Consider the following 23,445-nt stretch of genomic DNA (forward strand, 5'->3'; position numbering starts at 1 on the left):
GCGGCGATCCGAGCCACCCCCTTCCACATGCCCAGCCCGGCTTCGGCCCGCTTCATCCGCCAACGCAAGAGGGGCTGCAGGTCGACCGGAAGCAGCGCGGCTTCGTGCCCCCAGTATTCGAAGAGCTCGCGCCGCCGGTACGCCATGGCGTCGAGGACAGAAGGGTCGTACGGGCCAAGACGCGAGTACGTCGGCAGGTAGTGGGCACGTGCAAGGACGTTGACACTGTCGATCTGAAAGAGGCCCGTGTGCTGAAGGATCCGCCGGATGTGGCGCCGGTCCACCGACGCCGTAGGCCGCTGCCGCGACGGGCCGTGACCGCCCAGACCCTGCGCGGCGATGGCGATGCGGCGCGCCTGCGCGAGGGTCACGCTTTGCCGTTGCACCGGCGCATCGTGTCAGGCTGTGCCCATGGCTTCGTCATCAGATAGCGGAGAGGCCGCCGCAGAGGCGGTCGCCAGCGACAACAGCGGCAAGCTCGGCCACAAGCTCCTGGCCGGCGTCGGCGCCGCGGCCACCGCCGCGGTAGCACGCAAGGCGCTGACCAGCGGCTGGAAGAAGGCCACCGGCAACGAGCCGCCCGCCGATCCGGCGAATCCCGACGTCCGCTGGCACGAAGCCGCCGGCTGGGCAGCGGCGTCAGCCGCCGTTGTCGCGGTGGCGCGGCTGGTCGCCCAGCGGCGCGTCGCGGCCACCTGGCGCCGGGCCTCGGGAGTCCTTCCACCCGGAATGGCAGACGAGCAGAACAAGTGAGCGGCGATCGGCCCGACGCCGAATCGGTCGCGTACGCCGGGGTCGCCGGGCAGGCCGAGCTGTTGCGCTCCGGCGCGATCACTGCGGTCGAACTGGTCTCGCTGCTGCTGGAGCGGATTGTTCGGTTCGAGCCGACGCTCAACGCGTTCCGACTGGTGCTCGGTGAGGAGGCGCTCGCTGCGGCAGCCGCCGCCGACGCCGCACGCCGGGACGGCGACCCGCGCGAACTGCTCGGCGTACCGATCGCCCTGAAGGACAACATTGCCCTGGTCGACACGGCGTCGAGATACGGCACCGGTTCACCCGAGCCGACGGCCGCCGCAGATGACGAGCTCGTCCGGCGGATCCGTGCCGCGGGGATGATCATCATCGGCAAGACCCACATGCCCGAGCTGGCGATGTGGGCGGCGACCGAGTCCCGCCACCACGGCATCAGCCGCAACCCGTGGGACCTCAGCTACGTGCCGGGCGGGTCGAGCGGCGGCTCGGCGGCCGCAGTCGCGGCGGGGCTGGTGCCGGCGGCGCACGCGACGGACGGCCTCGGTTCGATCCGGATACCGGCGTCATGCTGCGGGCTGGTGGGCCTCAAGCCGACACGTGACCTGCTACCGGCGGCACCGCACTGGCACGGGATGTCCCACGCCGGGTTCGTGACCAGATCGGTGCGTGACACCGCGTTGCTGATCGACAACCTGGCCGAGGGATCGCCCAGGCTCGTCGAGGCGATCGCGGCGGCGCCTGCGTCGTTGCGGATCGCGACCTCGCTCAAGGGAGCCTCCCCGGCCCGGGCACACCCCGAGATCCGTGCCGCCCATCAGCGCGTGGCGACGATCCTCGCCGATTTGGGCCACACCCTCGTGGAGCGGGATCCGTCGTACGGCGCGGCGCTGGCCACCGCCAACTCGCTGCGCTACCTCGGTGGCGTCGCGCAGGACCTCGCCGCACTGGCCGACCCGCATGCGACCGAGCGACGCACTCGGGAGCTGGCCGCGCTCGGTCGCCGGATCCCGGCACGTGCCATCACGTGGGCGCGCACGACCGGAGACGATTTCGGGGCGCGGATGGCGGCCTTCTTCGACGACGTCGACCTGCTCATGACGCCGACGATGCCGGTGCTGCCGCGACGGGCGGGCGAGCTCAGCCGGCGCGGGGCGCTTCGCACCCTCCCGCTGATGTTGCCGTGCGCGGCGTACACCGGGGCGTGGAACGCGGCCGGCCTGCCGGCGATGAGCGTGCCAGCCGCGACGACCGCGGGCGGGCTGCCGATCGGCGTACAGCTGATCGGGCCGAGCGGCGGCGAGGATCTGCTCGTCGGAGTCGCTGCTGCCCTCGAGTCAGTGATCGGATGGACCGACCGGCGCGTCGTCTCGCCCGAGGCACCAGCCCGGTTAGCGTGAGTGGTGTGCAACGAGGGGGCGCCGTCCGGACACTCGCGGCGATCCCGAACCTCGACGCGCTGTTCACGGCCCGGCTGCATCAGGGTGTGAAGTCGGCGCTGGCTGACGAGCAGGGCGCGGTCGTATTCAACGCGCCGCCGGTCGGCGCGTGGACCGTCGGCTTCGACCACGGCCGGGTGCACCTCTCGCGCGGCCGCGCCCGCAACGCGCGGGCCGTGATCACGGCCGACCCCTCGACGCTGGCCTCCGTTCTCGAGGGCCAGATCTCCGGCGTCGCGGCCTACCTCGACCACGGGCTGACGGTGCGCGGTGATCTCGCGCTGGCGCTTCAGATGGACGGCGCGTTCGACGTCGGTGAACGGCCGTCCAGCCACCCGGTCATCAAGGCGGCGAACGTGCTCGGCGCTCGTGCGTCGTACCTGGAAGCCGGCCCGGCTGACGCGCCGCCGGTGATCCTCATCCACGGTCTCGGCGCGACGAACGCCTCGATGCTGCCGCTGGTGCCGGACCTCGCGCGGGACCACCGGGTGCTGGCGCCGGACTTCCCCGGGTTCGGCGCCTCCGACGCGCCGAGGTGGCGCTACCGGCCGGGTGACCTCGCCACCTGGATCAACGCGTTCGCGGACAACGTGGGCGCGCGTCGGCCCAGCCTCATCGGCAACTCACTCGGCGGGCGGGTCGCCCTCGAGGTCGGGATGACCACGCCGGAGGCGGTCGACCGGTTGGTGCTGCTGTGTCCGTCTCCAGCCTTCCGCCGCTTCCGGGAGTTCGCCCCGCTCGTGCGGCTGGTGCCGCCGGAGGCGCTGGTCGCGCCGGTGGTTCTGCCGCACCGTGCGGTGGTGACCGTCATCCGCACGTTGTTCGCCGACCCGGAACGGCTGCCGCGCCCGTGGTACGACTCGGCTGCCGACGAGTTCATCCGGGTCATGCGCGACTACCGGCATCGGCGGGCGTTCTTCGCCGCGATGCGCCAGATCTATCTCGACGAGCCGTACGGCGAGGACGGGTTCTGGGACCGGCTTCCGGCGCTCGGCGCGCCGTCGCTGTTCGTGTGGGGCGACCGCGACTGGCTCGTGCCCTTCGCGTTCGCCGAGCATGTCACCCGGGCGCTGCCGCAGGCGGAGTCCGTCGTACTCCCCGACTGCGGCCACGTCCCCCAGTTCGAGTTCCCCGACGAGACCACGAACCTGATCCGCACCTTCCTCTCCGCCTGAACCTGACCCACGCCCCCGCCGCGGCCCCCGCGCCCTGCCGCCCAGCAACGCTCCGTTGCCGCGGCTGGTCCCCCAGCAACGCTCCGTTACCTGGGAAATCCCCCAGCAACGCAGCGTTACCCAGGGAATCCCCCAGCAACGCAGCGTTGCTGGTCAGGCGGCGGTACGCCGGACAACCTCGACGCCGGGCGGGAGCCCTTGGCCGGCATGACGTCGGTAGCAAGCCTCGAGTTCGGCAAGCACCGCACGAGGCTCGCGAGCGATACGCCGAGGCGAGTTGTGCAAGACGACCAGTCCTGCCACCACCATCGCGTCGTTTCGTCGCTGCATGTCTTCGAAGAGGTCCTCGGCCTCGTGGTACTTGCGGCCGTTCGTCTCATGCACCACACCCGCGTCCTCGAAGAGCGCATCCGGGCTGACGAGCTGACCACCGGGCAAACGCAGCAGGCTGTTCCACAGCGGCGTCGGAAGGATGCGGCTGCTTCTGATCAGGACGCGTACGTCGTCCTCCGGCAGTGAGCGCACCCCACTGCCCAACCGCTCGATCACCCGCACCAGCCGCGGGCGGCCCCGCGACGGTCCCTCCACCGCCTCGACGCCCAACGCCTCGAGTCCGACCAGGCCGCGCTGGACCGCGGCCGCCGAGACAGCGAGCGCCTCCCGCGCGTCACCATGGCGCAAGACGAACTCCGCGAGGGCACGCTCAGGCGGGACAACCGGAAAGCCGTCGACCGTACGCGGGCGCGGCAGCCGCGTGGTCCGCCGTACCGAGAGGAAGTCGCGCGACGTACGCCGCACCTCGTCAGGCACGAGCACCCGAACGAAGGGATCCGAGGGCAAGCCAGTCAGGCCATGGAGGTCGAGGGCGTCGAGATCGGTGAGCATCCCCTGCGGGCCCGCCCGCAACAGAGCTGCCCGCCGCCGCTGCGCGATGGTCGCCGGTCCTGGTCCGGTGAGGTAGACACCCGGAAGAAGCACGGCCCAGTGGCGGCCGAGCTTCGTCCGCAGCTCCTCCTCACTGAGCTGAAGCAACGCCTGGCTGCGGGTGATCAACCCGCCCTGGCTGCGGGCAACGTGGTCGTCGAAGTAGGTCATGCCTCGACCATGACCTTGCCGCCACCGTCGACCGCCGGACGCAGCATCGGCGGTGCACAGCAACGGCCCGTTGCCGGGCCTGTGGACCAGCAACGGCGCGTCACCCCACCCGATACCCCAGCAACGCAGCGTTGCTGGGGGGGGGGGGGGACGGGGGAAACGACGGCTCGAGGGGAGACGGTGAGGGTCAGGGGTGGAGGTCTTGGGTGATCGCCGCGCCGAGGCGACGGGTCTGCCGGGCGTTGAGCGAGGCGCTGGCCAGCGCCCCCGCGAGCATCGGCAGGACCGACGCCGCGTTCTCGCCGGCCCGTTTCATCACCCGCCGGCGCAAGGCGCGCCGCGTCGCCCCGGTGAGCAGACCGGACACGCCGCCACCGCCGGCGGCCCGTTCGAGCGCCCGCCCGCGAGTCCACGCCCCGAGGTACGCCGCGGCGCGCACCGCCGGCGTACCGGTCGCGGCACGCCCGTAGACCTCGTGCAGCTCGGCCACCAGCTTCAGCTCCACCGCGATCACCGCCACGGTCTCCGCGGCGACCTGCACCGGCGAGGACAGCAGCAGCGGCGGCGCCGCGAACTCCAGCGACGACACGACGCCCGCTGCGGCGCCGATCGCCGAGGTGGTGCGTACGGCGCTGTCGGTCAACGCGCTCGCCAGCTCGTCACCGAGCAGCCCACCGTGATGCGCCGAAAGGGTCGGAAGGTCACGTATCGGGACGTGCGGCGCAAGCTCGGCCACGGTGTCGGTGAGCCATTGCCCGCTCGCGACCGCGGCGGCGCCGGCCCGGCGGGCGCTCGCACCCAGAGAGAGGCCAAGCCGCCGGAGCAACGCGGCGCGCCCGCGTCGGTCCAGCGGCGTGTTGTCGAGGAGTCGCGCGATCACACCCGGCGCGTCGGCGCCGGGGTCGTCGGCAGGCTCGCCTGAGCTCAGGCCGCGCACTCCGCGCAGATGCCCTTTTTCTCGTCGACGAGCTGGCTGCGGTGGCGGACCAGGAAGCAGCGGCGGCAGGTGAACTCGTCGGCCTGCTTCGGTACGACGCGCACGGTCAGCTCTTCACCGGACAGGTCGGCGCCGGGCAGCTCGAGGGATTCGGCGAGGTCGGCCTCATCGACGTCGACCGCGCCGGCCTGCGCATCGCGGCGAGCCTTCAGCTCCTCGATGCTGTCTTCGGTGGCCTCGTCATCAGTAGCTCTTGGAGTGTCGTAGTCAGTCGCCATCGCCTTGTCCTGCCATCCCTGCGTCTCTGGGAACACTGAGTGCTTCGAAAAGCACCGTCATCGGAAAACATCGAGTCTTCGTGGGAACCACAACGCTCCAGCGGCCGATTTATGCCCGCCGGCCGTGCTGTCGTTCATCCCGTGCGGGCCGCACGTTACCTGATCGTGCTGACGAAGTGGCGGTCCGGCGGTTAAGACTTGGCCACGCTTAGGGCAGGATGCCTGCGACAAAGGAGAGCCGCGTGGCCATCTATGCCCTCGGCGATCGCGTCCCGACGATCGCCGACACCGCTTACATCCACCCCGACGCGACGGTGATCGGTGCGGTCACGATCGGTGAATACTCCAGCGTTTGGCCCGCTTCCGTGCTGCGCGGCGACTACGGCGAGATCACGATCGGCGACCGTACGTCGATCCAGGACGGCACCGTCATCCACGCCACCCACGACCTGTTCACCCACGTCGGCAGCGACTGTGTGATTGGTCACAACGCCCATCTCGAGGGCTGCACCATCGAAGACAAGTCACTGGTCGGGTCCGGCTCGATCGTGCTGCACCGCGCGGTTGTGCGCTCGGGCGGCCTGGTCGGCGCCGGCGCGGTGGTGTCGAACGGCACCGAGGTCCCGAGCGGCGCGATGGCGCTGGGCATCCCCGCCAAGATCAAGCCCGACTCGGTAACGCCGGAGTTCATCCAGCTCGCCGTCGACGTGTACGTCGAGAACGCCAAGCGCTACCCCACACTGCTGCGCCGCCTCGACTGAACCGGCCGCTACAGCAGTTTGCGCATGGCCTTGCGATCGGTCTTGAACACGCTCGTCAGCGGGATCGCGTCGACGATGCGGACCTCCCGCGGGTATTTCGCCTTGTTGATGTGCCCGCGCGCCCACTCCACGAGGGCGGCAGCGTCCACCGCGGCGCCCGGGCGCAGCTGCACGAAGGCGACGACCTCTTCGCCGTACGTCGGATCCGGCTTGCCGACCACCCCGCACGCGACGACGTCGGGATGGGTGAGCATCGCGTCCTCGATGTCGCGCGGGTAGACGTTGATGCCGCCACGGATGATCAGGTCCTTGAGCCGGTCGACGACGTAGAGGTAGCCGTCGGCGTCGAGGCGTCCGACGTCACCGGTGTGCAGCCAGCCGTCACGGATCGTCTCGGCGGTGGCCTCCGGAGAACGCCAGTAGCCGGTCATCAGGACCGGGCCACGCACGCAGATCTCACCGTCCTCGCCGGTCTCCGCGACGGTGCCGTCCGGCTTCTCGAGGCGCAGCTCGACGCCGGGCACCGGGATGCCCACGGCGCCCGCCCGCACCGCACCCGGCGGCGACGAGGAGATCAACGCCGCCGTCTCGGTCATGCCGTAGCCCTCCATGACCTCGACGTCCGGCAGCCGCCGGGCCAGCTCGGCGCGCGTCTCGGCGAGCAGCGGGGCGCCACCGCTCGTCAGCCGTCGCAGCGAGGACAGGTCGTACTCCTCGAGCGGGAGCGACAACAGCATCTGCAGCATCGAGGGCACGACCGCGCCGAGCGTCACCCGGTGCTTGACCGCGAGCTCCACCCAGCCGGCCGGGTCGAACCAGCGCATCAGTATCGAGTCACTCGGTTCGGGAGCGTGCAGGCCCAGCGTCGAGACGAGCAGTCCGTACGCGTGCGACAGCGGGAGCGGCGTCAGCGCGACGTTGAGCTCCGGGTCGTGTGACCGCGTCACCGCCGCCCATGCCGCCGCCGACATCGCGTCGTGGCTGAGCATGACGCCCTTCGACCGGCCCGTGGTGCCACCCGTGTAGAGCAGCGCCGCCATCTCCGCGGGGTCGCGCTCGACCAGCGTCCCCTCCTCGGCGGACTCCAGCTCGGCGTAGGACAGCGTGCCGGCAGCCTCGCCCGTGGCGAGGATCACCCCGCGGAGGGTGTCGAGGCCAGCACCGGCCGCCTGCACCTTCGCCAGGAAGTCCGGGGTGGTGACGACGAAGGCCGCCGCGCTGTCGGCCAGCACGTGGCGCAACTCGTCGTCGGAGAGCAGGAACAGCACCGGCGTGGTGACGCCCCCCGCCCGCCAGATCGCGTTGTAGGCGATCCCGACCTCCGGGCAGTTCGCCATGCACAGGACGACCCGATCCCCCGGCTGCAGGCCGGCGGTGACCAGCCCTTGGGCAAGGCGGCGGGTACGCCGGGCGAGCTCGCCACTGGTGTGGGTCTCGCCCTCGAAGATCAGCAGCGCATCCGGCCCGAGCCGCTGCCAGGACTGCTCCGCCAGCTGTTGCAGGCTCGTGCCGGTGGGCTTGGTCGCAAGCTCGACTGCCATGCCGATACTGTGCCACCGAACATCATTCGGCTCGCACCGTGAGGTCACCGTGGACTTCCGAGACACCCCAGAAGAGGCCAAGTTCCGCGCCGAGCTGCGTGCCTGGCTGGAAAGCGCACTGCCGGCGGGCTGGGCCGACCAGGCACCGACCGTCGGACGCTGGAACGAAGCCGACAGCCGCGCCTGGAGCAAGAAGCTCTACGACGCGGGGTACGTCGGCATCACCTGGCCCAAGGAGTACGGCGGCGGCGGCCACCCGCACGAGTTCCAAGGGATCTTCCTCGAGGAGAGCGCCCGCGCCAGCGCCCCCGACCACATCGGCGGCATCGGGCTCGGCATGGCCGGCCCGACGATCATCGCCTGGGGCAGCGACGAGCAGAAGAAGCGCTACCTCGCACCACTGCTGTCGGGTGAGGAGGTGTGGTGCCAGGGCTTCTCCGAGCCGGGTAGCGGTTCGGACATGGGCGCGGCAAAGACCCGCGCCGTTCTCGACGGCGACGAGTGGGTGGTCAACGGCCAGAAGGTGTGGTCGAGCTGGGCGCACATCGCCGACTGGTGCATCCTCGTCGTCCGCACCGACCCTGAGGCCGAGAAGCACCGCGGGCTGTCGTTCCTGCTCGTCGACATGCACTCCCCCGGCGTCGAGGTGCGTCCGCTGCGCCAGATCACCGGAGACCCGGAGTTCAACGAGATCTTCTTCACCGACGTACGCGTCCCCCGCGATTCGATGCTCGGGCAGCCCGGCGAGGGCTGGAACGTCGCGATGACGACGCTGCTGCACGAGCGCGGCACGCTCGGGTTCGCGCTGACCGCAGGCCTGGAAAAGGCCGTCAACCGGCTGGTCCAGCTGGCGAAGGAGACCGGGCCGGACGGCACGCGACCCGCTGACGATCCGGTGGTGCGCGACCAGATCGCGCAGTTCTGGATCGACCTGCAAGGCCTGCGCTTCACCAACTACCGCGCGCTGACCGCGCTGCAGAAGACCGGCGTACCGGGGCCGGAGGGGTCGATGGCGAAGCTGCACTGGAGCGAGACGAACCAGCGGCTGACGTCCTTCGCCCAGAACCTGCTCGGCCTCACCGCTCAGCTCGACGGCGAGGGCGCCGTCTGGGACGGGTTCTGGACCTACAACCAGCTGCGCAGCCGCGGCAACACCATCGAGGCGGGGACGTCGGAGATCCTCCGCAACATCATCGCGGAGCGGGTCGTCGGCCTGCCGAAGTCACGATAAGGACCCCGGGACATGGACTTCGCATTCTCATCCGACCAGGAGCTGTTGCGCGCGGCGGCTCGCGACTATCTCGCCGACCGGTGCCCGGTCGAGCGCGTGGTCGAGCTCGCAGAGTCCCCGGAAGGGACCGATCCTGCCGACTGGAAGGCGATCGCCGACCTCGGCTGGCTCGACCCCGAGCTCGGGCTGCTCGAGCACGCCGTGATCGCTGAGGAGACCGGCTACGCGCTGCTGCCGACCCCCTGGTGGTCGACGGTGGCCCTGACGTGGCCGTTGCTCGACGACGAGCTACGTGATGCGGTCGGCTCGGGTGAGCGCAGCGTCACGCTCGCCTGGGCGGAGCAGGGCGGTCCCGCGACGATCGCCGCCGCGGCCGCGGGCAGCGCGACGTCGGCGGCCGGCACACAGCTGACCGGCACCAAGGTGAACGTGCCTGACCTCACGAGCGTCACCGACGTCATCGTCGTCGCCGCCGATGGCCTGTACGCCGTCGACGTCGCCGCGAACCCTGGTGTCGTGATCGGCCGCTCGACGATCGACAAGACCCGCCGGCTCGGCGAGCTGCACCTCGACGGCACGCCGGCTCGCAAGCTCGACGCCTCGCTCGGCACCCTCACCGAGGTACGCCGGCGGGCGATCGCCCTTGCGGCGTGCGAGGCGACGGGCGTCGGGCAGCGTGCGCTCGACATCGCCGCGGCGTACACGAAGGAGCGCCAGCAGTTCGGACGCATCATCGGCACGTACCAGGGCGTCTCGCACCGCGTCGCCAACATGTACGTCGCGGTGCAGCTCACCCGATCGATGGCGTACTGGGCGGCGTGGGCGGTCAGCGCCGACGACGCCCAGGCCGACGAAGCGGTGGCCGCCGCCAAGGCGACCGCGGGAGAGAACTCGGTCTTCGCCTGCGAATCCGCGATCCAGGTCCACGGCGGCATCGGCTTCACCTACGAACACGTGCTGCACCGCTTCTACAAGCGGGCGCAGTGGATCAACGGCTTCGAAGGCGCCGCGCGCAAGCACCGCGAGGCGATCGCCGACACCCTCCTCGGCCCCGCCGCCTGAGCCAGGGCCGGCGGCGCGCTCTCCGTTGCGTCGAACGGGTGAATCAGGCGAAGCGGTTCGCCATCTCGATGACGTCTCGGACGTACCACCACGCGTGGTTGTAGGAGTAGATCGCGTCGTCGAGTGCTTGACCGCCCCGGCCGGCGCCGACCGCGCAGAGGTAGCGCGCCGCGGAGAACACCGCGTCGACCGGGTCGTTGATGTCGGCGTGACCGTCCCCGTCGGCGTCGTACCCCCAACGCGCCCAGGTCGAAGGCAGGAACTGCATCGGCCCCTGCGCGCCGCCGACCGACGTGTGCACGTTCTGGCCGTTGCGGGTCTCGAGAGTGCCGATCCCGGCGAGCACGGTCCACGGAAGGCCCGCACACGTCGTCGCGGCGCGGCGATACAGATCGAGGTACGTCGCCGGGATCAGCTCGCGGGCGTACGCGCTGGAGACCGCCTGGTCGATCGGTGCCGCCCGGGTGATCACGACGTGTGCCGAGCGACCCAGCGCGCGACGGATCTCGTGCCGCAGCTGCGCCAAAGAGATCTTCGGCGCAACGACCAGCACCTCACGGTCGGGCTGGAGCCCGAGCTGGCGGGCGGCGGCGCTGACCACCATCCCCTGCGCACCCGGCAGCCCGATCGTCGCGAACGCACCGACCCGCAGCGGCGCCCGCAACTGGTGCGCGCCACGCGCGAGCACCGTCTTGCCGAAGTCACGACGAAGATGCGCGCTGTCGGCGAAGCCGACGGTGAGCTCGCCGCGGGCGATCGAGCGCCACAACGGCGTCGAGTGCGCGGTGAACGACGGGGTCAGCGCTCGGATGTGGGCCAGCGGCACGCCGACCACGTGGAGCTTGCGCCGGCCGATACGCAGCACCCCGCGAGCGAGCGGCACCACGCGTTTGACTCCACTCGCCGCGCGCAGCTTCGCCAGGCGCGCCGGGGAGGCGGTTGCGGGCAGCAGGACGGCCGCGTCCGGCGGCGTCAGCTTGCCGACCGGAGTGACGGTCGCGATCGGCGCGCCCACGGTGTGGGAGGCCGCCACGGTTCGCTCGGACGCTTTTGAGGGGTGGCCCACCGCTTGGGTGATCCCAACCGCCGCCGACGCCGCGATCACGGACAAGGCAACCGTGCCGACACCCACGGACGCGATCGTCCGGGCGCGCGACACAGTCGGCACCTATGCCCTCCCTCGAGTCTGGTATTCGCGGCGGTCCAGGCCCGCCAGGGTGCGATCTCAGACCTCTGAGGACACCAAAAGGTCGTGCAAGGCGTCAAACAGCACCGGATTGGCAGCCAAGGTCGTATTGGTACCAGGCGGGCTGCCGGCCAAACCTCCTAGCCTTGCGCCGGCCTCGGTTGCGACCAGGCCTGCGGCGGCCCAGTCCCACGGCTGCATGCCCGCCTCGAAGAACGCGTCGAGCTGGCCACTGGCCACCGCGCACAGGTCGAGGGCGGCCGAGCCCATTCGCCGGATGTCGCGCACCCGGGGCAGGAACGACGGCATCCGCTGCGCCTGCCGGCCCCGCAGGCCGGAGTCGTAGTTGAAGCCGGTCCCGACCAGCGCGAACGCCGGGTCGGGCTGCTGCGAACACGCCAGCCGAGCGCCCTGGCAGAACGCGCCACCGCCCCTCACGGCGGTGTAGGTGAGGTCGCGCTCGACGTCGACCACCACGCCACAGACTGCCGTCCCGCCGTACGCCGCCGCGACGGAGACCGCATACTGCGGAATCCGGTACAGGTAGTTGACCGTGCCGTCGAGCGGGTCCACGAGCCAGCTCACACCGGAGGTGCCCGACCGGCCCGCACCCTCCTCGCTGACGACGGCGTCGCTCGGGCGCGCGGCCGCCAGGCCCTCGACGATGACCCGCTCCGCGGCGCGGTCCATCACGGTCACGACGTCCGTCGGGCTGGACTTCGTGCTCACGTCGAGGTCAGCCGGCCGTTCCCGCAACACCGCGGCCGCGCTATGGGCGAGTACGACGGCGAGCTCGAGCAGCTCGCCCGAGTCCGGCTGGCTCAGCTCGTCGTCTTCTTCGCAGCGGTCTTCTTCGCCGGAGCCGACTTCTTGGCCGCCGTCTTGCTCACCGCGGTCGTGCCGACCGCGGTCTTGCGGACCGCCGCCTTCTTCGCCGGAGCCGCTGCCGCCGCCTTCTTCGCCGCGGCCGGGCGTCGCGTCGGCCGCGGCGCGGCCGGCTTCACCGGAACCTCAGCGACACCCGCCTGCGGGTGCTTGATCGGGCTCTCGCTGTCGCGTCCCGCGGAACGCACCGGCGTGCGCTCGGTCTTCTTGAACAGGCCGATCTTGTTGCCCAGGAAGACCAGCGGATCGTACTTGCGGTCGACCACGCGCTCCTTCATCGGGATGATCGCGTTGTCCGTGATCTTGATGTGCTCCGGGCAGACCTCGGAGCAGCACTTGGTGATGTTGCACAGACCGAGGCCCTGCTCCTCCTGCGCCATGTGCTGACGGTCGACGGTGTCGAGGGGGTGCATGTCGAGCTCGGCGTAACGGATGAAGAACCGCGGCCCGGCAAACGCGGGCTTGTTCTCCTCGTGGTCACGGATCACGTGGCAGGTGTTCTGGCACAGGAAGCACTCGATGCACTTGCGGAACTCCTGGCTCCGCTCGACGTCGACCTGCTGCATGCGGAACTTTCCGCCGGCGTTGTCCGACGGCGGCCCAAACGCCGGCACCTCGCGTGCCTTCTCGAAGTTGAACGAGACGTCGGTGACCAGGTCCCGTACGACGGGGAACGTGCGCATCGGCGTCACGGTGACCGTTTCGCCGGGCTCGAAGGTCGACAACCGCGTCATGCACATCAGGCCTGGCTTGCCGTTGATCTCCGCGCTGCACGAGCCGCATTTGCCGGCCTTGCAGTTCCACCGCACGGCCAGATCGCTTGCCTGGGTCGCCTGCAGCCGGTGGATCGCGTCGAGCACGACCTCGCCGTCTTCGACGTCGACCGTGTAGTTGACGAAGTCACCGCCTGACGCGTCGCCGCGCCAGATCCGCATCGGCAGTTTCCGGGGGCTCATTTCGCTGGCTCCTCGAACAGCTTGGCGAGATCGGCGGGCATCTTGGGCAACGGCTTGCGGTCGATCGCGACCTTGCCGTTCTTCTGGGTGACGATGAGATTGACCTTGCCCCACTCGGGATCGGTCTTCGGGTAGTCGTCGCGGGTATGGCCGCCGCGGCTCTCGGTGCGCGTCAGCGCCGCCTTGCCGACCGCTTCGGAGACCAGCAGCATCGACTTGAGGTCCAGCGCGGTGTGCCAGCCGGGGTTGTACGCCCGGCCGCCCTCGACGGTGATCTGCGCCGCCCGCGCCTTGAGCTTCTCGACCTCCCGCAGCGCCTGCTCCATCTCACTCGCCGTACGAATGATCCCGACGAGGGCGAACATCTGCTCCTGGAGCTCGTGCTGGATCGCGTGCGGGTTCTCCCCGCCCGAGGAGGCGAACGGCGCAAGCGCAGCCGCCTCCGCCTGCGCCACCGCAGCAGGCGCAGCAGCCGGTCGCCTCGTCAGCTTCCGGACGTACTCCGCCGCGCTGTCGCCTGCGCGCTTGCCGAACACGAGCAGGTCGGACAGCGAGTTGCCGCCGAGCCGGTTCGAACCGTGCATCCCACCGGAGCACTCGCCCACCGCGTAGAGACCGGGGACGCTGGCCGCCTGGGTGTCCGCGTCGACCTCGACCCCACCCATCACGTAGTGACAGGTCGGCGCGACCTCCATCGGCTCCTTGGTGATGTCGACGTCCGCGAGCTCTTTGAACTGGTGGTACATCGACGGCAGCCGCTTGTGGATGTCGGCCGCACCGCGACGGGTCGCGATGTCGAGGTACACGCCCCCGTGCGGTGATCCTCGCCCGGCTTTGATCTCCGCGTTGATGGCCCGCGCCACCTCGTCGCGGGGCAGCAGCTCAGGTGGCCTGCGGTTGTTGATGTGGTCGTCGTACCAGCGGTCGGCCTCCTCCTCGGTGTCGGCCGTCTCCGCTTTGAAGTAGTCGGTGATGTAGTCGAACATGAAGCGCTTGCCCTCGGAGTTGCGAAGGACGCCGCCTTCGCCGCGCACCGACTCCGTGATGAGCAGGCCCCGCACCGACAGCGGCCACACCATGCCGGTCGGGTGGAACTGGATGAACTCCATGTTGATCAGCGACGCGCCCGCCGAAAGCGCAAGCGCGTGGCCGTCACCGGTGTACTCCCACGAGTTGCTCGTGACCTTGAACGCCTTGCCGATGCCGCCGGTCGCGAGGATCACCGCGGGGGCATTCAGCTGGATGAACGAGCCGGTCTCGCGCCAGTAGCCGAAGACGCCGGCGATCTTGTTCGCGTCCTTGAGGATCTCGGTGACCGTGCACTCCATGTACACGTCGATGCCGAGATCCACCACCTTCTGCTGAAGGGTGCGGATCATCTCCAGGCCGGTGCGGTCGCCGACGTGCGCGAGCCGTGCGTAGCGGTGGCCGCCGAAGTCGCGCTGGGAGATCTTGCCTTCCTTCGTACGGTCGAACAGCGCGCCGTACTCCTCGAGCTCCCACACCCGGTCGGGCGCTTCCTGGGCGTGCAGCTGCGCCATGCGCCAGTTGTTGAGCATCTTGCCGCCGCGCATGGTGTCGCGGAAGTGGACCTGCCAGTTGTCCTCGGGCCACACGTTGCCCATGGACGCCGCGATGCCGCCCTCGGCCATGACCGTGTGGGCCTTGCCGAGCAGCGACTTGGTCATGACCGCGGTACGCGCGCCCGACTCGTGCGCGGCGATCGCGGCGCGCAGGCCGGAGCCGCCGGCGCCGATGACGACGACGTCGTAGTCGTGAACCTCATGGCCTGGCATCAGTGCATCGCCCCGAAGACGTGGTGGTAGTCGTGCAGGTTGCCGGTCGCGACGAGGCGGACGTAGAGGTCCACCAGCGCGATCCAGATCAGGGACAGCCACGCCCAGCGGATGTGGTGCTTGTTCAGCCAGGAGACCATCGTCCACCAGCGGTAGCGGAGCGGGTGCCTCGAGAAGTGGTTGATCCGGCCGGCCGTGATGTGACGGCACGAGTGGCAACCGAAGGTGTAGCCCAGGATCAGCACGGCGTTGACGACGTAGCCGAACGAACCGACGCCGATCTGGAAGTGGTCGCCAGATGCCGACTTGTAGATGAACGACTCGACCGCGTCGTAGGTCAGGATGCCGGCGAGGATCGCCGCGAAGTACCACGCGTAGCGGTGGATGTTCTGGAAGATCAGCGGGAACCGGGTCTCGCCGGTGTACTTCGCGTGCGGCTCCGCCACGGCGCAGGCCGGCGGGGAGAGCCAGAACGAGCGGTAGTAGGCCTTGCGGTAGTAGTAGCAGGTCGCCCGGAAGCTGAGCGGGAACAGCAGGATCAGCAGCGCGGGTGACAGCCAGCCGCCGATGTTCCATGCCGCCCACCGGGCGTGCGGCGGGCACATGTTCGTGAGGCAGGGCGAGTAGAACGGCGACAGGTACGCGTGGCCGGCGTAGATGTTGTGGTGATCGAAGGCCGCCCACGTCGAGTAGACGATGAACGCGCCGAAGCCGACGAACGTGACGAGTGGCAGCAGCCACCAGCGATCCGTTCGGAGGGTTCTGGCTTTGATTGCTGCCCGGGCTGTGGACCTCTCCGGCGTCACGACCTCAGTCGCCATCTTCGGGCGGCCGTCCCTTCTGTCCTCGACTGTGCGGATGAGCCCACACCGACGGATGACCTTATCTTCGACCCCAAACTGTGGTTTCCGTCACCCCGCCAATGTGGTTTCCGTCACGGCGCGGCGCGGAATCGGGTTTGCGTGAGTGGTGTTGTATGGAACGTGATGACGACGACCGCCCCTGCCGCGCCCACGCTCTCGCCGGCCGACCGCTGCGACCGCTGCGGAGCCCGCGCGATCGTGCGGGCCGTGCTGCCCGGCGGCGGCGATCTGCTGTTCTGCGGCCACCACGGCCGCGAGCACGCCGACCGGCTTCGTCAGGTCGCCGTGGAGATCCACGACGACGAGGGCGTCCTCTCGCTCAACTAGGCCGAGAGCTACCTCGGCATCGCGGCCCGAGCGGTCCAGCGACCGTCGGAGGACAACACCCGCAACGGCAGCCCGAAGGCCGCCGACAGCGTCGCCGAGGTGAGGGCGGCCTCGATCGGTCCGGCCGCGACCACGCGGCCCTCGCGGAGCAGCAGCGCATGTGTCGTCCCGGACGGGATCTCCTCGACGTGGTGCGACACCAGCACCTGCACCGGGCCCGCCGGGTCGCCGGCAAGCCGGCTGAGCATCCGCAGCAAGGCTTCCCGTCCGCCCAGATCCAGCCCGGCGGCCGGCTCGTCGAGCAGCAGCAGCTCCGGATCGGTCATCAGCGCGCGCGCCAGCTGCACCCGCTTGCGCTCACCCTCGGACAGCGTGCCGAAACGACGTTCGAGCAGCAGCCGGGCGCCCACCCACGTCAGCAGGTCGCAGGCCCGCGCCACGTCGCCGGCGCTGTAGTCCTCCGCGCCGCGGCGCACGCTCGCCTGCGAGGCGGTCAACACCACGTCGATGACCAGCTCGTCCGCGGGCAGCAGATCGGCGAGGGTCGCGCTCGCCCAGCCCACCCGTGGCAGGAGCTCGTCGAGGTCGGCGTCCGCCAAGCACTCGCCGAGCAGCCGCACCCGGCCCGAGCTCGGGCGCTCCGCCCCGGCGAGCGCGCCCAGCAGGGTGCTCTTGCCGGCGCCGTTCGCGCCGAGCACGACCCACCGCTCGCCGGCGTGGACTGCCCAGTCGAGCGGATGCAGCACCACAGTGTCGCCCCGGCGTACCGAGACGCCGTCGAGTGCGGCAACGGCCTCGGCCGAATGCAGCTCGTAGGCGACGCTCACATGCCGAAACGGTAGTTACTCCAGATACGGATGTCCGTTTCGACACGCGGTCGCAGATCACGCCTTGCGGTAGGCCCGCACCGCCAGCGGGATGAACACCGCCATCACACCGACCATCCAGAGCACACCGGCCCAGACGTGGTTGCCGGCTGGGGTGCCGAGCGCCATGGCGCGCATGGCGTTCACGATCTGCGTGATCGGCTGGTTGTTGGCGAACGCCTGCATCCAGCCGGGCATCGTCTGGGTCGGCACGAACGCGGAGCTGACGAAGGTGAGCGGGAACACCCAGATCAGACCGAACGCCTGCACCGACTCCTCGTCTTTGATGGCCAGCCCGATGAACGCCGACACGCAACAGGTCGCGAGGCCCATCAGCAATGCGAGCGCGAGCATCGCGACCGCGCCGGCGACGCCGTTCTCGAACCGGAAACCGACCCCGTAGCCGACGCCAATGATGATCAGCAACGTCACCAGCAGCCGGATGACGTCCGCGCCGAGCCTGCCGAGCAGCACCGCGCTTCGTGCGATCGGCATCGCCCGAAGCCGGTCGAGCACACCTGACTTGGTCTCCATCGCCAGCGAGATGGCGGTGCCGAATGAGGTGAACGCGGCCGTCTGGCCGATGATCCCCGGCAGCAGGTAGTCGACGTAGTTGACGTTGCCGGTGGCGATCGCGCCGCCGAACACGTACCGGAACAGCAGCGTGAACATCACCGGCTGTACGACGGTGAACACGATGAACGCCGGCACCTTGAACCAGATCTTGAGGTTCCGTTTCGCCATCGTCAGCGCGTCGAACGCCGACCAGCCGAGCTGCCGTCCCAAGCTGACGTCACTCACCGTTGTCCTCCTGCGCCTCGCCGTCGGCCTCCGCCCGGTGCCCGGTCAGGGCGAGGAAGACGTCGTCCAGTGACGGGCGGCGGACGGCCAGCCCGGTGACCTTGATGCGCTTCGCGTCCAGCTGCCGGACGACCTCGAGCAACACCGCTGAGCCGTGGCGGCCGGCGCGCACCGTGACGTCGCCCTTCTGCTTGTCCGCCACCGGGTCGCCGTCGCCGCATCCGGTCACCGCCCGCACCGCCGCCGTGAGCTTGCGGGGGTCGGTGACGGTGAACTCCACGACGTCACCGCCGATGGTGTCCTTCAGGTCGTCGGCGGTGCCTTCGGCGATGACGTGGCCTCGGTCGAAGACCACGATGTTGTCGGCGAGCTCGTCGGCCTCTTCCAGGTACTGCGTGGTCAGCAACAGGGTGGTGCCGGCCGCGACGAGGTCTCTGATCACCTGCCACATGTCCGAGCGGGCTCGGGGGTCGAGGCCGGTGGTCGGCTCGTCGAGGAAGAGCACCTGCGGCCGGGCGACGAGCGAGGCCGCGAGGTCGAGCCGGCGCATCATCCCGCCGGAGTAGGTCTTGGCGCGGCGCTCCTTGGCATCGGCGAGCCCGAAGCTCTCGAGCAGCTCGGTGGCGCGGTCACGCGCCGCCTTCGGGCTCAGGTGGTAGAGCCGGCCGATCAGCTCGAGGTTCTCGCGGCCGCTGAACTCCTCGACGATCGCGGCCGACTGACCGGCGAGTCCGATCGAGCGCCGGACGCCGGCCGGGTCGGCGACCACGTCCCGGCCGTCGACGATCGCTCTGCCGGAATCGGGCTCCAGCAGTGTCGTGAGGATCTTGACCGCCGTGGTCTTCCCGGCACCGTTCGGGCCGAGGACGCCGAGCACGCTGCCCCGCGGTACGACGAGGTCGATGCCGTCGAGTGCCTTCACCTTGCCGAAGTACTTGCGTACTCCCTCGACGATGACCGCGTTGTCGCTTTCTGCCGTCTTCTTCGCGCGAGCCACGAGGCAAGACCTTATCCAGGCGAGGTGACGCCGATCTGCGCGATATTCGCGCCGCGAAGCGACGCGTCGAGGACCTCGATCGTGTGAGCCAGCGCGATCTGCGCGCCGCCTCGTTTCATCGCGCTGTCGATCTGCATCAGGCATCCGGGGTTCGCCGTCACGAGCAGCGCCGCCCCGGTGGCGCGCACGTTCGCGGCTTTGCGGTCGCCCAGCGCTCGCGCCGGCTCCGGGTTGACCAGGTTGTAGATCCCTGCCGATCCGCAGCAGATGTCGCCCTCGGCGATCTCGCGCAGCTCGAGGCCCGGGATCCCGCGCAACAGCTCCCTGGGCTGCGACCGCACCCGCTGGGCGTGCGAGAGATGACAGGCATCGTGGTAGGCGGCGACGACCGGCAGCGGGTGCCGGGTGGCGACCGGCCCGAGCTCGACGAGCAGCTCGGCCACGTCGCGGCACGAGGCGGAGAAACGAGCTGCGCGCTGCGCCCAACCCGGATCGTCGGCGAGCAACCGTCCGTAGTCCTTCATCGACGACCCGCAGCCGGCGGAGTTGATCACAACCGCGTCGACCCCCGCCGCCTCGAACGCCACGATGATCGCCTTGGCTCGGGCGAGCGCTTCGGGCTCCCGCCCGGCATGCACCGACAGCGCACCGCAGCACTGCTGGTCCTGCGGTACGACGACCTCGCAGCCTTCTGCTGCAAGGACGCGCACCGTCGCCGCGTTGACGCCGGGGAAGAACTCGCGTTGCACGCAACCCAGGAGCAGCCCGACGCGCATCCGGCGCTCCCCCACGGCCGGCGTCACCGCAGCGATCGGCTCGCGGCGACCGAGTGGCGGGACCAGTCCCGCCATCGTCCCGAGGGTCCCGGTCATCCGGTTGCGGACGAGTCGCTGCGCGCCGCTCGCCTGATAGGCCCGCAACGCCGGCCGAATCCGCCGCAGCCGGTTGGGGTACGGAAACAGCGAGAAGATCATGCGGCGAAGCAACCGGTCGCCGAAGCCGCGAGTCCCGCAACCCTCGACCTCCGCCCGCGTCGCCTCGATCAGCGCGTCGTACTGCACGCCCGACGGGCACGCCGTCACACACGCCATGCACCCGAGGCAGGCGTCGAAGTGGCCGGTCGTGGTGGCGTCGAGTGGCGCGCCGTCGAGGACGTTCTTCATCAAGTAGATCCGGCCGCGCGGTGAGTCCATCTCCTCACCCCACAGCAGGTACGTCGGGCAGCTGGGCAGGCAGAACCCGCAGTGCACGCAGTCGGAGATCAGCTCGCGCTGGAGCTGCTCGTCGGTCACGGCGCCACCACGAAACGACCGGGTCCCATTCGCCCGCCGGGATCGAACTGATCCTTGATCCGCTGCATCACGGCAAGCCCACGAACCGGGCCCCACACATCCAGGTCCCGGCGTACCTCCTCGGGTGCGCTGGCAACGACGACCTGCCCGTCGAGCTCCGCAATGGCTGTCCGCAGCGTCGACAGGGCCGCGGCGGGCAGGTCGTCGACGGCCACCTCGATGACGCCCGATCCGACGTGGGCCCGCAGCCTGCCGCCGTCGAGCGATGACGCGACGGCGGTGAGCGCCTCACGCAGCTTGCCGATCCGATGGGTGACCTTCAGCCCGATCCCTCCCGTCGGCCATGCCCGGGCCCCGAACGACGACGGCGGCGACGCGACGACGTTCCCGCCGACGGCTGTCATCGCCAGGTCCGCCTGCTCGACGACGGCGGACTCGATCGACTCGAAGACCGTCGTCAGTGTCGTCCCGTCCCACTCTGCCGCAACCGGTTCGACGCCCGTCGCGCGCAGCGTCTCGAAGCAGTCGTACGGATCGTCCGTTGCGGTCGCGAGCAGCCGGCGAGCGATCGGACGGGGGTGCAGCCGGAAGGTGCAGGCAGCGATGACGCCGAGGGTGCCGAACGAGCCGGTGAACAGCCGCCCGAGGTCGTAACCGGCGACGTTCTTCACCACCTTCCCGCCGGACTTGGCGACCGTCCCGTCGGCCAGCACGACCGTGATGCCGATCAGCAGGTCGCGTGGCGTTCCGTAGCGCAGCCGGCGAGGGCCGCTCGCCGCGGTCGCGACGATCCCACCGATCGTCGCCCCGGGCTCGGGCGGATCGAGTGCAAGCCACTGGCCCGCGTCGGCGACGGCGCGCTGTACGTCGGCGAGCAACGCGCCCGCCTCGACGGTGACAACCAGGTCGCCGGCGGCGTGCTCGACGATCCGGTCGATGCCACGCATGCCGATCGTGACGTCGGGCGGATCGCCCGCGCCGCCCCACAGCTCCTTCGACCCGGCGCCGCGCACCGAGACCGTCCGGCCGTCCGCCTCAGTCGCCGCGAGCATCTCCGCGAGCCGCTCGACCGACCCGGGCCGGACCAACTCAGGCCGCTGCGTCACTCAGAACACCTCGGCGACGCCGGCTTCGGCGAGCGGATGTGCTCCGCTACGCCGGCCCGGTCGCTCACCGCACAGCCGAGGGGTCGGGAACACCTTGCCGGGGTTCGCGATGCCCGCCGGGTCGAACGCACAGCGGACCAGCTGCATGACGTCGAGATCGATCGCGGAGAACATCTTTCCCATGTGCACGACCTTGTCGTGCCCGACGCCGTGCTCGCCGGTGATCGACCCGCCATGCTCGAGACAGAGCTCGATGATGCGGTTGGACACCCCCTCGGCGCGCTCCGTCTCACCCTTCGCCTCGTCGAAGAGCACCAGCGGGTGAAGGTTGCCGTCACCTGCATGGAACACGTTGGCGACTCGCAGGCCGGCCTGGTCCGCAACGTCGTCGATCGCACGGAGCACCTCGGCAAGAGCGGTCCGCGGGATGACACCGTCCTGGACGATGTAGTCCGGGCTGATCCGTCCAACCGCGGCGAAGGCGGACTTCCGTCCCTTCCAGATCAGGTCACGCTCGACGGCGTCAGACGCGATCCGCAGCGAGAAGGCAGCGGCCGCCCGGCACAGCCGCTGCACCTCCTCGAGCTGCGCGGCGACCTCGCACACCGGGCCGTCGAGCTCCACGATCAGCACGGCGCCGGCACCCGCGGGGTAGTTCGGATGCACCGCTGCCTCGGCCGCCTCGATGGCCAGCGCATCCATCAGCTCCACCGCAGCGGGCAGGACGCCCGCCGCGATGATCGCCGTGACCGCATCGCCGGCGTCCTCGATGGAGTGGAAGGCGGCGAGCACGGTCTGGACCGCCTGCGGCGTCCGAAGCAGCCGTACCGTCGCCTCGGTCACGACGCCGAGCGTGCCCTCGCTGCCCACCACCGCGCCGATCACGTCGTAGCCGACCGGGTCCGGAGCACGACCGCCGAAGCGCTCGAGCGACCCGTCCGGCATGACCATCTCGATCCCGGTCACGTGATGTGCGGTGAAGCCGTACTTCAGGCAGTGGGCGCCGCCCGAGTTCTCCGCAACGTTGCCGCCGATCGTGCAGACCTGCTGGCTCGACGGGTCCGGTGCGTAGTAGCGACCGAAGGGCCGGGCCGCCGTCGACAGATGCGCGTTGATCACGCCGGGCTCGACCACTGCGCGCTCGTCGGCGGCGTCGACGTCGACGATGCGGTTGAGCCGTGACGTCACGACCAGCACGCCGTCGGTACGCGGCAACGCCCCTCCTGACAGGCCGGTCCCTGATCCGCGGGCGACGAACGGGACGCCGAGCGCGGCGCAGCGACTGACCACGAAGGCGACGTCAGCCGCGGACTCCGCCAGCACCACGAGGCCCGGGGTGCTGCGGTAGGAGGACAGCCCGTCGCACTCGTAGGTCCGAAGCTGCGCAGGTTCGGTGACGATCTGCGCCGGCTTCAGCCGCGAGCGGCAGTCAGACGTGAGCTCCGCCAGCCCGCTCATAGCGCTGACGTTAGTCCCGCGTGGTTCAGTCGAGGAGGTCGTACGCCGGCAGCGTCAGGAAGTCGACGAAGTCGTCGGCGAGTGCGACCTGCTCGAAGACCCGGCGCGCGTCCTCCCACTTGCCCTTCGCGTAGGCGTCGTCACCGACCTCGTTGTTGATCTCGGCCATGACGTCGTCGGCAACCGATCGCACCAGGTCGGACGTGACCTGCTCCCCGGTGTCGGCGAGCTTCACGTCGTTGTGGACCCACTGCCACACCTGCGACCGCGAGATCTCCGCCGTGGCCGCGTCCTCCATGAGGTTGTGGATCGCCGCCGCGCCGACCCCGCGCAGCCAGGACTCGATGTAGCGGATGCCGACGTCGACATTGGTACGCAGGCCTGCCGCCGTTCGCTCGCCGGGGGTCTTGTCCGCAGCCAGGATGTCGGCGGCGGTCACGTTGACCTCGGGACGCAGCTTGTCGATCTGGTTCGGCTTGTCGCCGAGCACCGCGTCGAACTCCGCCATCGCAGTGGGGACGAGATCCGGGTGGGCGACCCAGGTGCCGTCGAAGCCGTCGTTGGCCTCGCGCTTCTTGTCCGCGGCCACCTTCTCCAACGCCACCCGGTTGATCTCCGGGTCCTTGCGGCTCGGGATGAACGC

23 protein-coding genes and 1 pseudogene are annotated in these 23,445 nt (G+C 70.1%); 7 read left to right on the forward strand and 17 right to left on the reverse strand.

What is annotated here, in order from left to right:
• Nucleotides 1-371, reverse strand: a 371-nt coding sequence (locus tag VG899_03680) for a crosslink repair DNA glycosylase YcaQ family protein (GenBank protein HWA65455.1), incomplete at its 3' end; no start/stop codon positions are given.
• Nucleotides 372-411: 40 nt separating this feature from the next.
• Between VG899_03680 and VG899_03685 the strand changes: the two genes are divergently transcribed.
• From VG899_03685 to VG899_03695, 3 genes are read left to right on the forward strand one after another with little or no spacing between them, the layout of a single operon-like run.
• Nucleotides 412-753, forward strand: a complete 342-nt coding sequence (locus VG899_03685) for a DUF4235 domain-containing protein (protein HWA65456.1) — start codon at nucleotides 412-414, stop codon at nucleotides 751-753.
• Nucleotides 750-2,150, forward strand: coding sequence for an amidase family protein (locus VG899_03690; protein ID HWA65457.1), 1,401 nt, complete (start codon nucleotides 750-752; stop codon nucleotides 2,148-2,150). The genes VG899_03685 and VG899_03690 overlap by 4 nt, the downstream gene beginning before the upstream one ends.
• A gap of 5 nt (nucleotides 2,151-2,155) precedes the next feature.
• Nucleotides 2,156-3,364: an alpha/beta fold hydrolase gene (locus VG899_03695; protein ID HWA65458.1), complete on the forward strand. Its 1,209-nt coding sequence runs from the start codon at nucleotides 2,156-2,158 to the stop codon at nucleotides 3,362-3,364.
• A gap of 153 nt (nucleotides 3,365-3,517) precedes the next feature.
• Here the strand turns inward: VG899_03695 and VG899_03700 are convergent, their stop codons facing one another.
• From VG899_03700 to VG899_03710, 3 genes are all read right to left on the reverse strand, one after another.
• Nucleotides 3,518-4,459 carry a hypothetical protein gene (locus VG899_03700; protein ID HWA65459.1) on the reverse strand — a complete coding sequence of 314 codons (942 nt, stop codon included), beginning with the start codon at nucleotides 4,457-4,459 and terminating at the stop codon, nucleotides 3,518-3,520.
• Between the two features lie 187 nt (nucleotides 4,460-4,646).
• Nucleotides 4,647-5,396 (reverse strand): hypothetical protein, encoded by a 750-nt coding sequence (locus VG899_03705; GenBank protein HWA65460.1) that lies wholly within the window; start codon nucleotides 5,394-5,396, stop codon nucleotides 4,647-4,649.
• Nucleotides 5,384-5,674, reverse strand: a complete 291-nt coding sequence (locus VG899_03710) for a DUF4193 domain-containing protein (GenBank protein ID HWA65461.1) — start codon at nucleotides 5,672-5,674, stop codon at nucleotides 5,384-5,386. Before VG899_03710 ends, VG899_03705 begins: the two co-directional genes overlap by 13 nt.
• A gap of 242 nt (nucleotides 5,675-5,916) precedes the next feature.
• Between VG899_03710 and VG899_03715 the strand changes: the two genes are divergently transcribed.
• On the forward strand, nucleotides 5,917-6,435 hold the full coding sequence (locus tag VG899_03715; protein ID HWA65462.1) for a gamma carbonic anhydrase family protein: 519 nt from the start codon (nucleotides 5,917-5,919) through the stop codon (nucleotides 6,433-6,435).
• A gap of 8 nt (nucleotides 6,436-6,443) precedes the next feature.
• On the opposite strand, the gene VG899_03720 is transcribed toward VG899_03715, so the two are convergent.
• Nucleotides 6,444-7,976 carry an AMP-binding protein gene (locus VG899_03720; protein HWA65463.1) on the reverse strand — a complete coding sequence of 511 codons (1,533 nt, stop codon included), beginning with the start codon at nucleotides 7,974-7,976 and terminating at the stop codon, nucleotides 6,444-6,446.
• Nucleotides 7,977-8,025: 49 nt separating this feature from the next.
• Between VG899_03720 and VG899_03725 the strand changes: the two genes are divergently transcribed.
• Together VG899_03725 and VG899_03730 are read left to right on the forward strand one after the other, a co-directional pair.
• Nucleotides 8,026-9,207, forward strand: coding sequence for an acyl-CoA dehydrogenase family protein (locus VG899_03725; GenBank protein HWA65464.1), 1,182 nt, complete (start codon nucleotides 8,026-8,028; stop codon nucleotides 9,205-9,207).
• 12 nt (nucleotides 9,208-9,219) lie between these two features.
• Nucleotides 9,220-10,269, forward strand: coding sequence for an acyl-CoA dehydrogenase family protein (locus tag VG899_03730; protein ID HWA65465.1), 1,050 nt, complete (start codon nucleotides 9,220-9,222; stop codon nucleotides 10,267-10,269).
• A gap of 43 nt (nucleotides 10,270-10,312) precedes the next feature.
• On the opposite strand, the gene VG899_03735 is transcribed toward VG899_03730, so the two are convergent.
• The 5 genes and pseudogenes from VG899_03735 to VG899_03755 all read right to left on the reverse strand — a co-directional run bounded on the left by VG899_03735 (nucleotide 10,313) and on the right by VG899_03755 (nucleotide 15,913).
• Nucleotides 10,313-11,437: a lytic transglycosylase domain-containing protein gene (locus VG899_03735; GenBank protein ID HWA65466.1), complete on the reverse strand. Its 1,125-nt coding sequence runs from the start codon at nucleotides 11,435-11,437 to the stop codon at nucleotides 10,313-10,315.
• A 57-nt stretch (nucleotides 11,438-11,494) separates the two neighbouring features.
• Complete coding sequence (locus tag VG899_03740; GenBank protein HWA65467.1) at nucleotides 11,495-12,280, reverse strand: inositol monophosphatase family protein; 786 nt, start codon at nucleotides 12,278-12,280, stop codon at nucleotides 11,495-11,497.
• 263 nt (nucleotides 12,281-12,543) lie between these two features.
• Nucleotides 12,544-13,275 (reverse strand): annotated as a pseudogene (locus tag VG899_03745) (succinate dehydrogenase/fumarate reductase iron-sulfur subunit).
• A gap of 17 nt (nucleotides 13,276-13,292) precedes the next feature.
• Nucleotides 13,293-15,092: a fumarate reductase/succinate dehydrogenase flavoprotein subunit gene (locus VG899_03750; GenBank protein HWA65468.1), complete on the reverse strand. Its 1,800-nt coding sequence runs from the start codon at nucleotides 15,090-15,092 to the stop codon at nucleotides 13,293-13,295.
• On the reverse strand, nucleotides 15,092-15,913 hold the full coding sequence (locus VG899_03755) for a hypothetical protein (protein HWA65469.1): 822 nt from the start codon (nucleotides 15,911-15,913) through the stop codon (nucleotides 15,092-15,094). The genes VG899_03750 and VG899_03755 overlap by 1 nt, the downstream gene beginning before the upstream one ends.
• Nucleotides 15,914-16,078: 165 nt before the next feature.
• On the opposite strand from VG899_03755, the gene VG899_03760 reads away from it, so the two are divergent.
• Nucleotides 16,079-16,282: a hypothetical protein gene (locus VG899_03760; GenBank protein ID HWA65470.1), complete on the forward strand. Its 204-nt coding sequence runs from the start codon at nucleotides 16,079-16,081 to the stop codon at nucleotides 16,280-16,282.
• An 8-nt stretch (nucleotides 16,283-16,290) separates the two neighbouring features.
• Here the strand turns inward: VG899_03760 and VG899_03765 are convergent, their stop codons facing one another.
• From VG899_03765 to VG899_03795, 7 genes are all read right to left on the reverse strand, one after another.
• Nucleotides 16,291-17,109, reverse strand: coding sequence for an ATP-binding cassette domain-containing protein (locus VG899_03765; GenBank protein HWA65471.1), 819 nt, complete (start codon nucleotides 17,107-17,109; stop codon nucleotides 16,291-16,293).
• A gap of 57 nt (nucleotides 17,110-17,166) precedes the next feature.
• Nucleotides 17,167-17,949 (reverse strand): ABC transporter permease, encoded by a 783-nt coding sequence (locus VG899_03770; GenBank protein ID HWA65472.1) that lies wholly within the window; start codon nucleotides 17,947-17,949, stop codon nucleotides 17,167-17,169.
• On the reverse strand, nucleotides 17,942-18,946 hold the full coding sequence (locus VG899_03775) for an ATP-binding cassette domain-containing protein (protein ID HWA65473.1): 1,005 nt from the start codon (nucleotides 18,944-18,946) through the stop codon (nucleotides 17,942-17,944). Before VG899_03775 ends, VG899_03770 begins: the two co-directional genes overlap by 8 nt.
• Nucleotides 18,947-18,957: 11 nt before the next feature.
• Nucleotides 18,958-20,238 (reverse strand): heterodisulfide reductase-related iron-sulfur binding cluster, encoded by a 1,281-nt coding sequence (locus tag VG899_03780; GenBank protein HWA65474.1) that lies wholly within the window; start codon nucleotides 20,236-20,238, stop codon nucleotides 18,958-18,960.
• On the reverse strand, nucleotides 20,235-21,344 hold the full coding sequence (locus VG899_03785; protein ID HWA65475.1) for an FAD-binding oxidoreductase: 1,110 nt from the start codon (nucleotides 21,342-21,344) through the stop codon (nucleotides 20,235-20,237). Before VG899_03785 ends, VG899_03780 begins: the two co-directional genes overlap by 4 nt.
• Entirely contained in the window at nucleotides 21,345-22,802 is a 1,458-nt protein-coding gene (locus VG899_03790) for an FAD-linked oxidase C-terminal domain-containing protein (GenBank protein ID HWA65476.1), read from the reverse strand.
• A 25-nt stretch (nucleotides 22,803-22,827) separates the two neighbouring features.
• Nucleotides 22,828-23,445, reverse strand: a 618-nt coding sequence (locus VG899_03795; protein ID HWA65477.1) for a malate synthase A, incomplete at its 5' end; no start/stop codon positions are given.

The sequence above is a fragment of the Mycobacteriales bacterium genome (assembly GCA_035550055.1).
GTDB lineage: Bacteria > Actinomycetota > Actinomycetes > JAFAQI01 > JAFAQI01 > DASZTV01.

Coding starts and splice junctions, on each gene's coding strand:
- VG899_03685 (HWA65456.1), top strand. CDS start 412: ATGGCTTCGTCATCAGATAGCGGAGAGGCCGCCGCAGAGGCGGTCGCC.
- VG899_03700 (HWA65459.1), bottom strand. CDS start 4,459: ATGACCTACTTCGACGACCACGTTGCCCGCAGCCAGGGCGGGTTGATC.
- VG899_03710 (HWA65461.1), bottom strand. CDS start 5,674: ATGGCGACTGACTACGACACTCCAAGAGCTACTGATGACGAGGCCACC.
- VG899_03720 (HWA65463.1), bottom strand. CDS start 7,976: ATGGCAGTCGAGCTTGCGACCAAGCCCACCGGCACGAGCCTGCAACAG.
- VG899_03730 (HWA65465.1), top strand. CDS start 9,220: ATGGACTTCGCATTCTCATCCGACCAGGAGCTGTTGCGCGCGGCGGCT.
- VG899_03750 (HWA65468.1), bottom strand. CDS start 15,092: ATGCCAGGCCATGAGGTTCACGACTACGACGTCGTCGTCATCGGCGCC.
- VG899_03755 (HWA65469.1), bottom strand. CDS start 15,913: ATGGCGACTGAGGTCGTGACGCCGGAGAGGTCCACAGCCCGGGCAGCA.
- VG899_03760 (HWA65470.1), top strand. CDS start 16,079: ATGACGACGACCGCCCCTGCCGCGCCCACGCTCTCGCCGGCCGACCGC.
- VG899_03790 (HWA65476.1), bottom strand. CDS start 22,802: ATGAGCGGGCTGGCGGAGCTCACGTCTGACTGCCGCTCGCGGCTGAAG.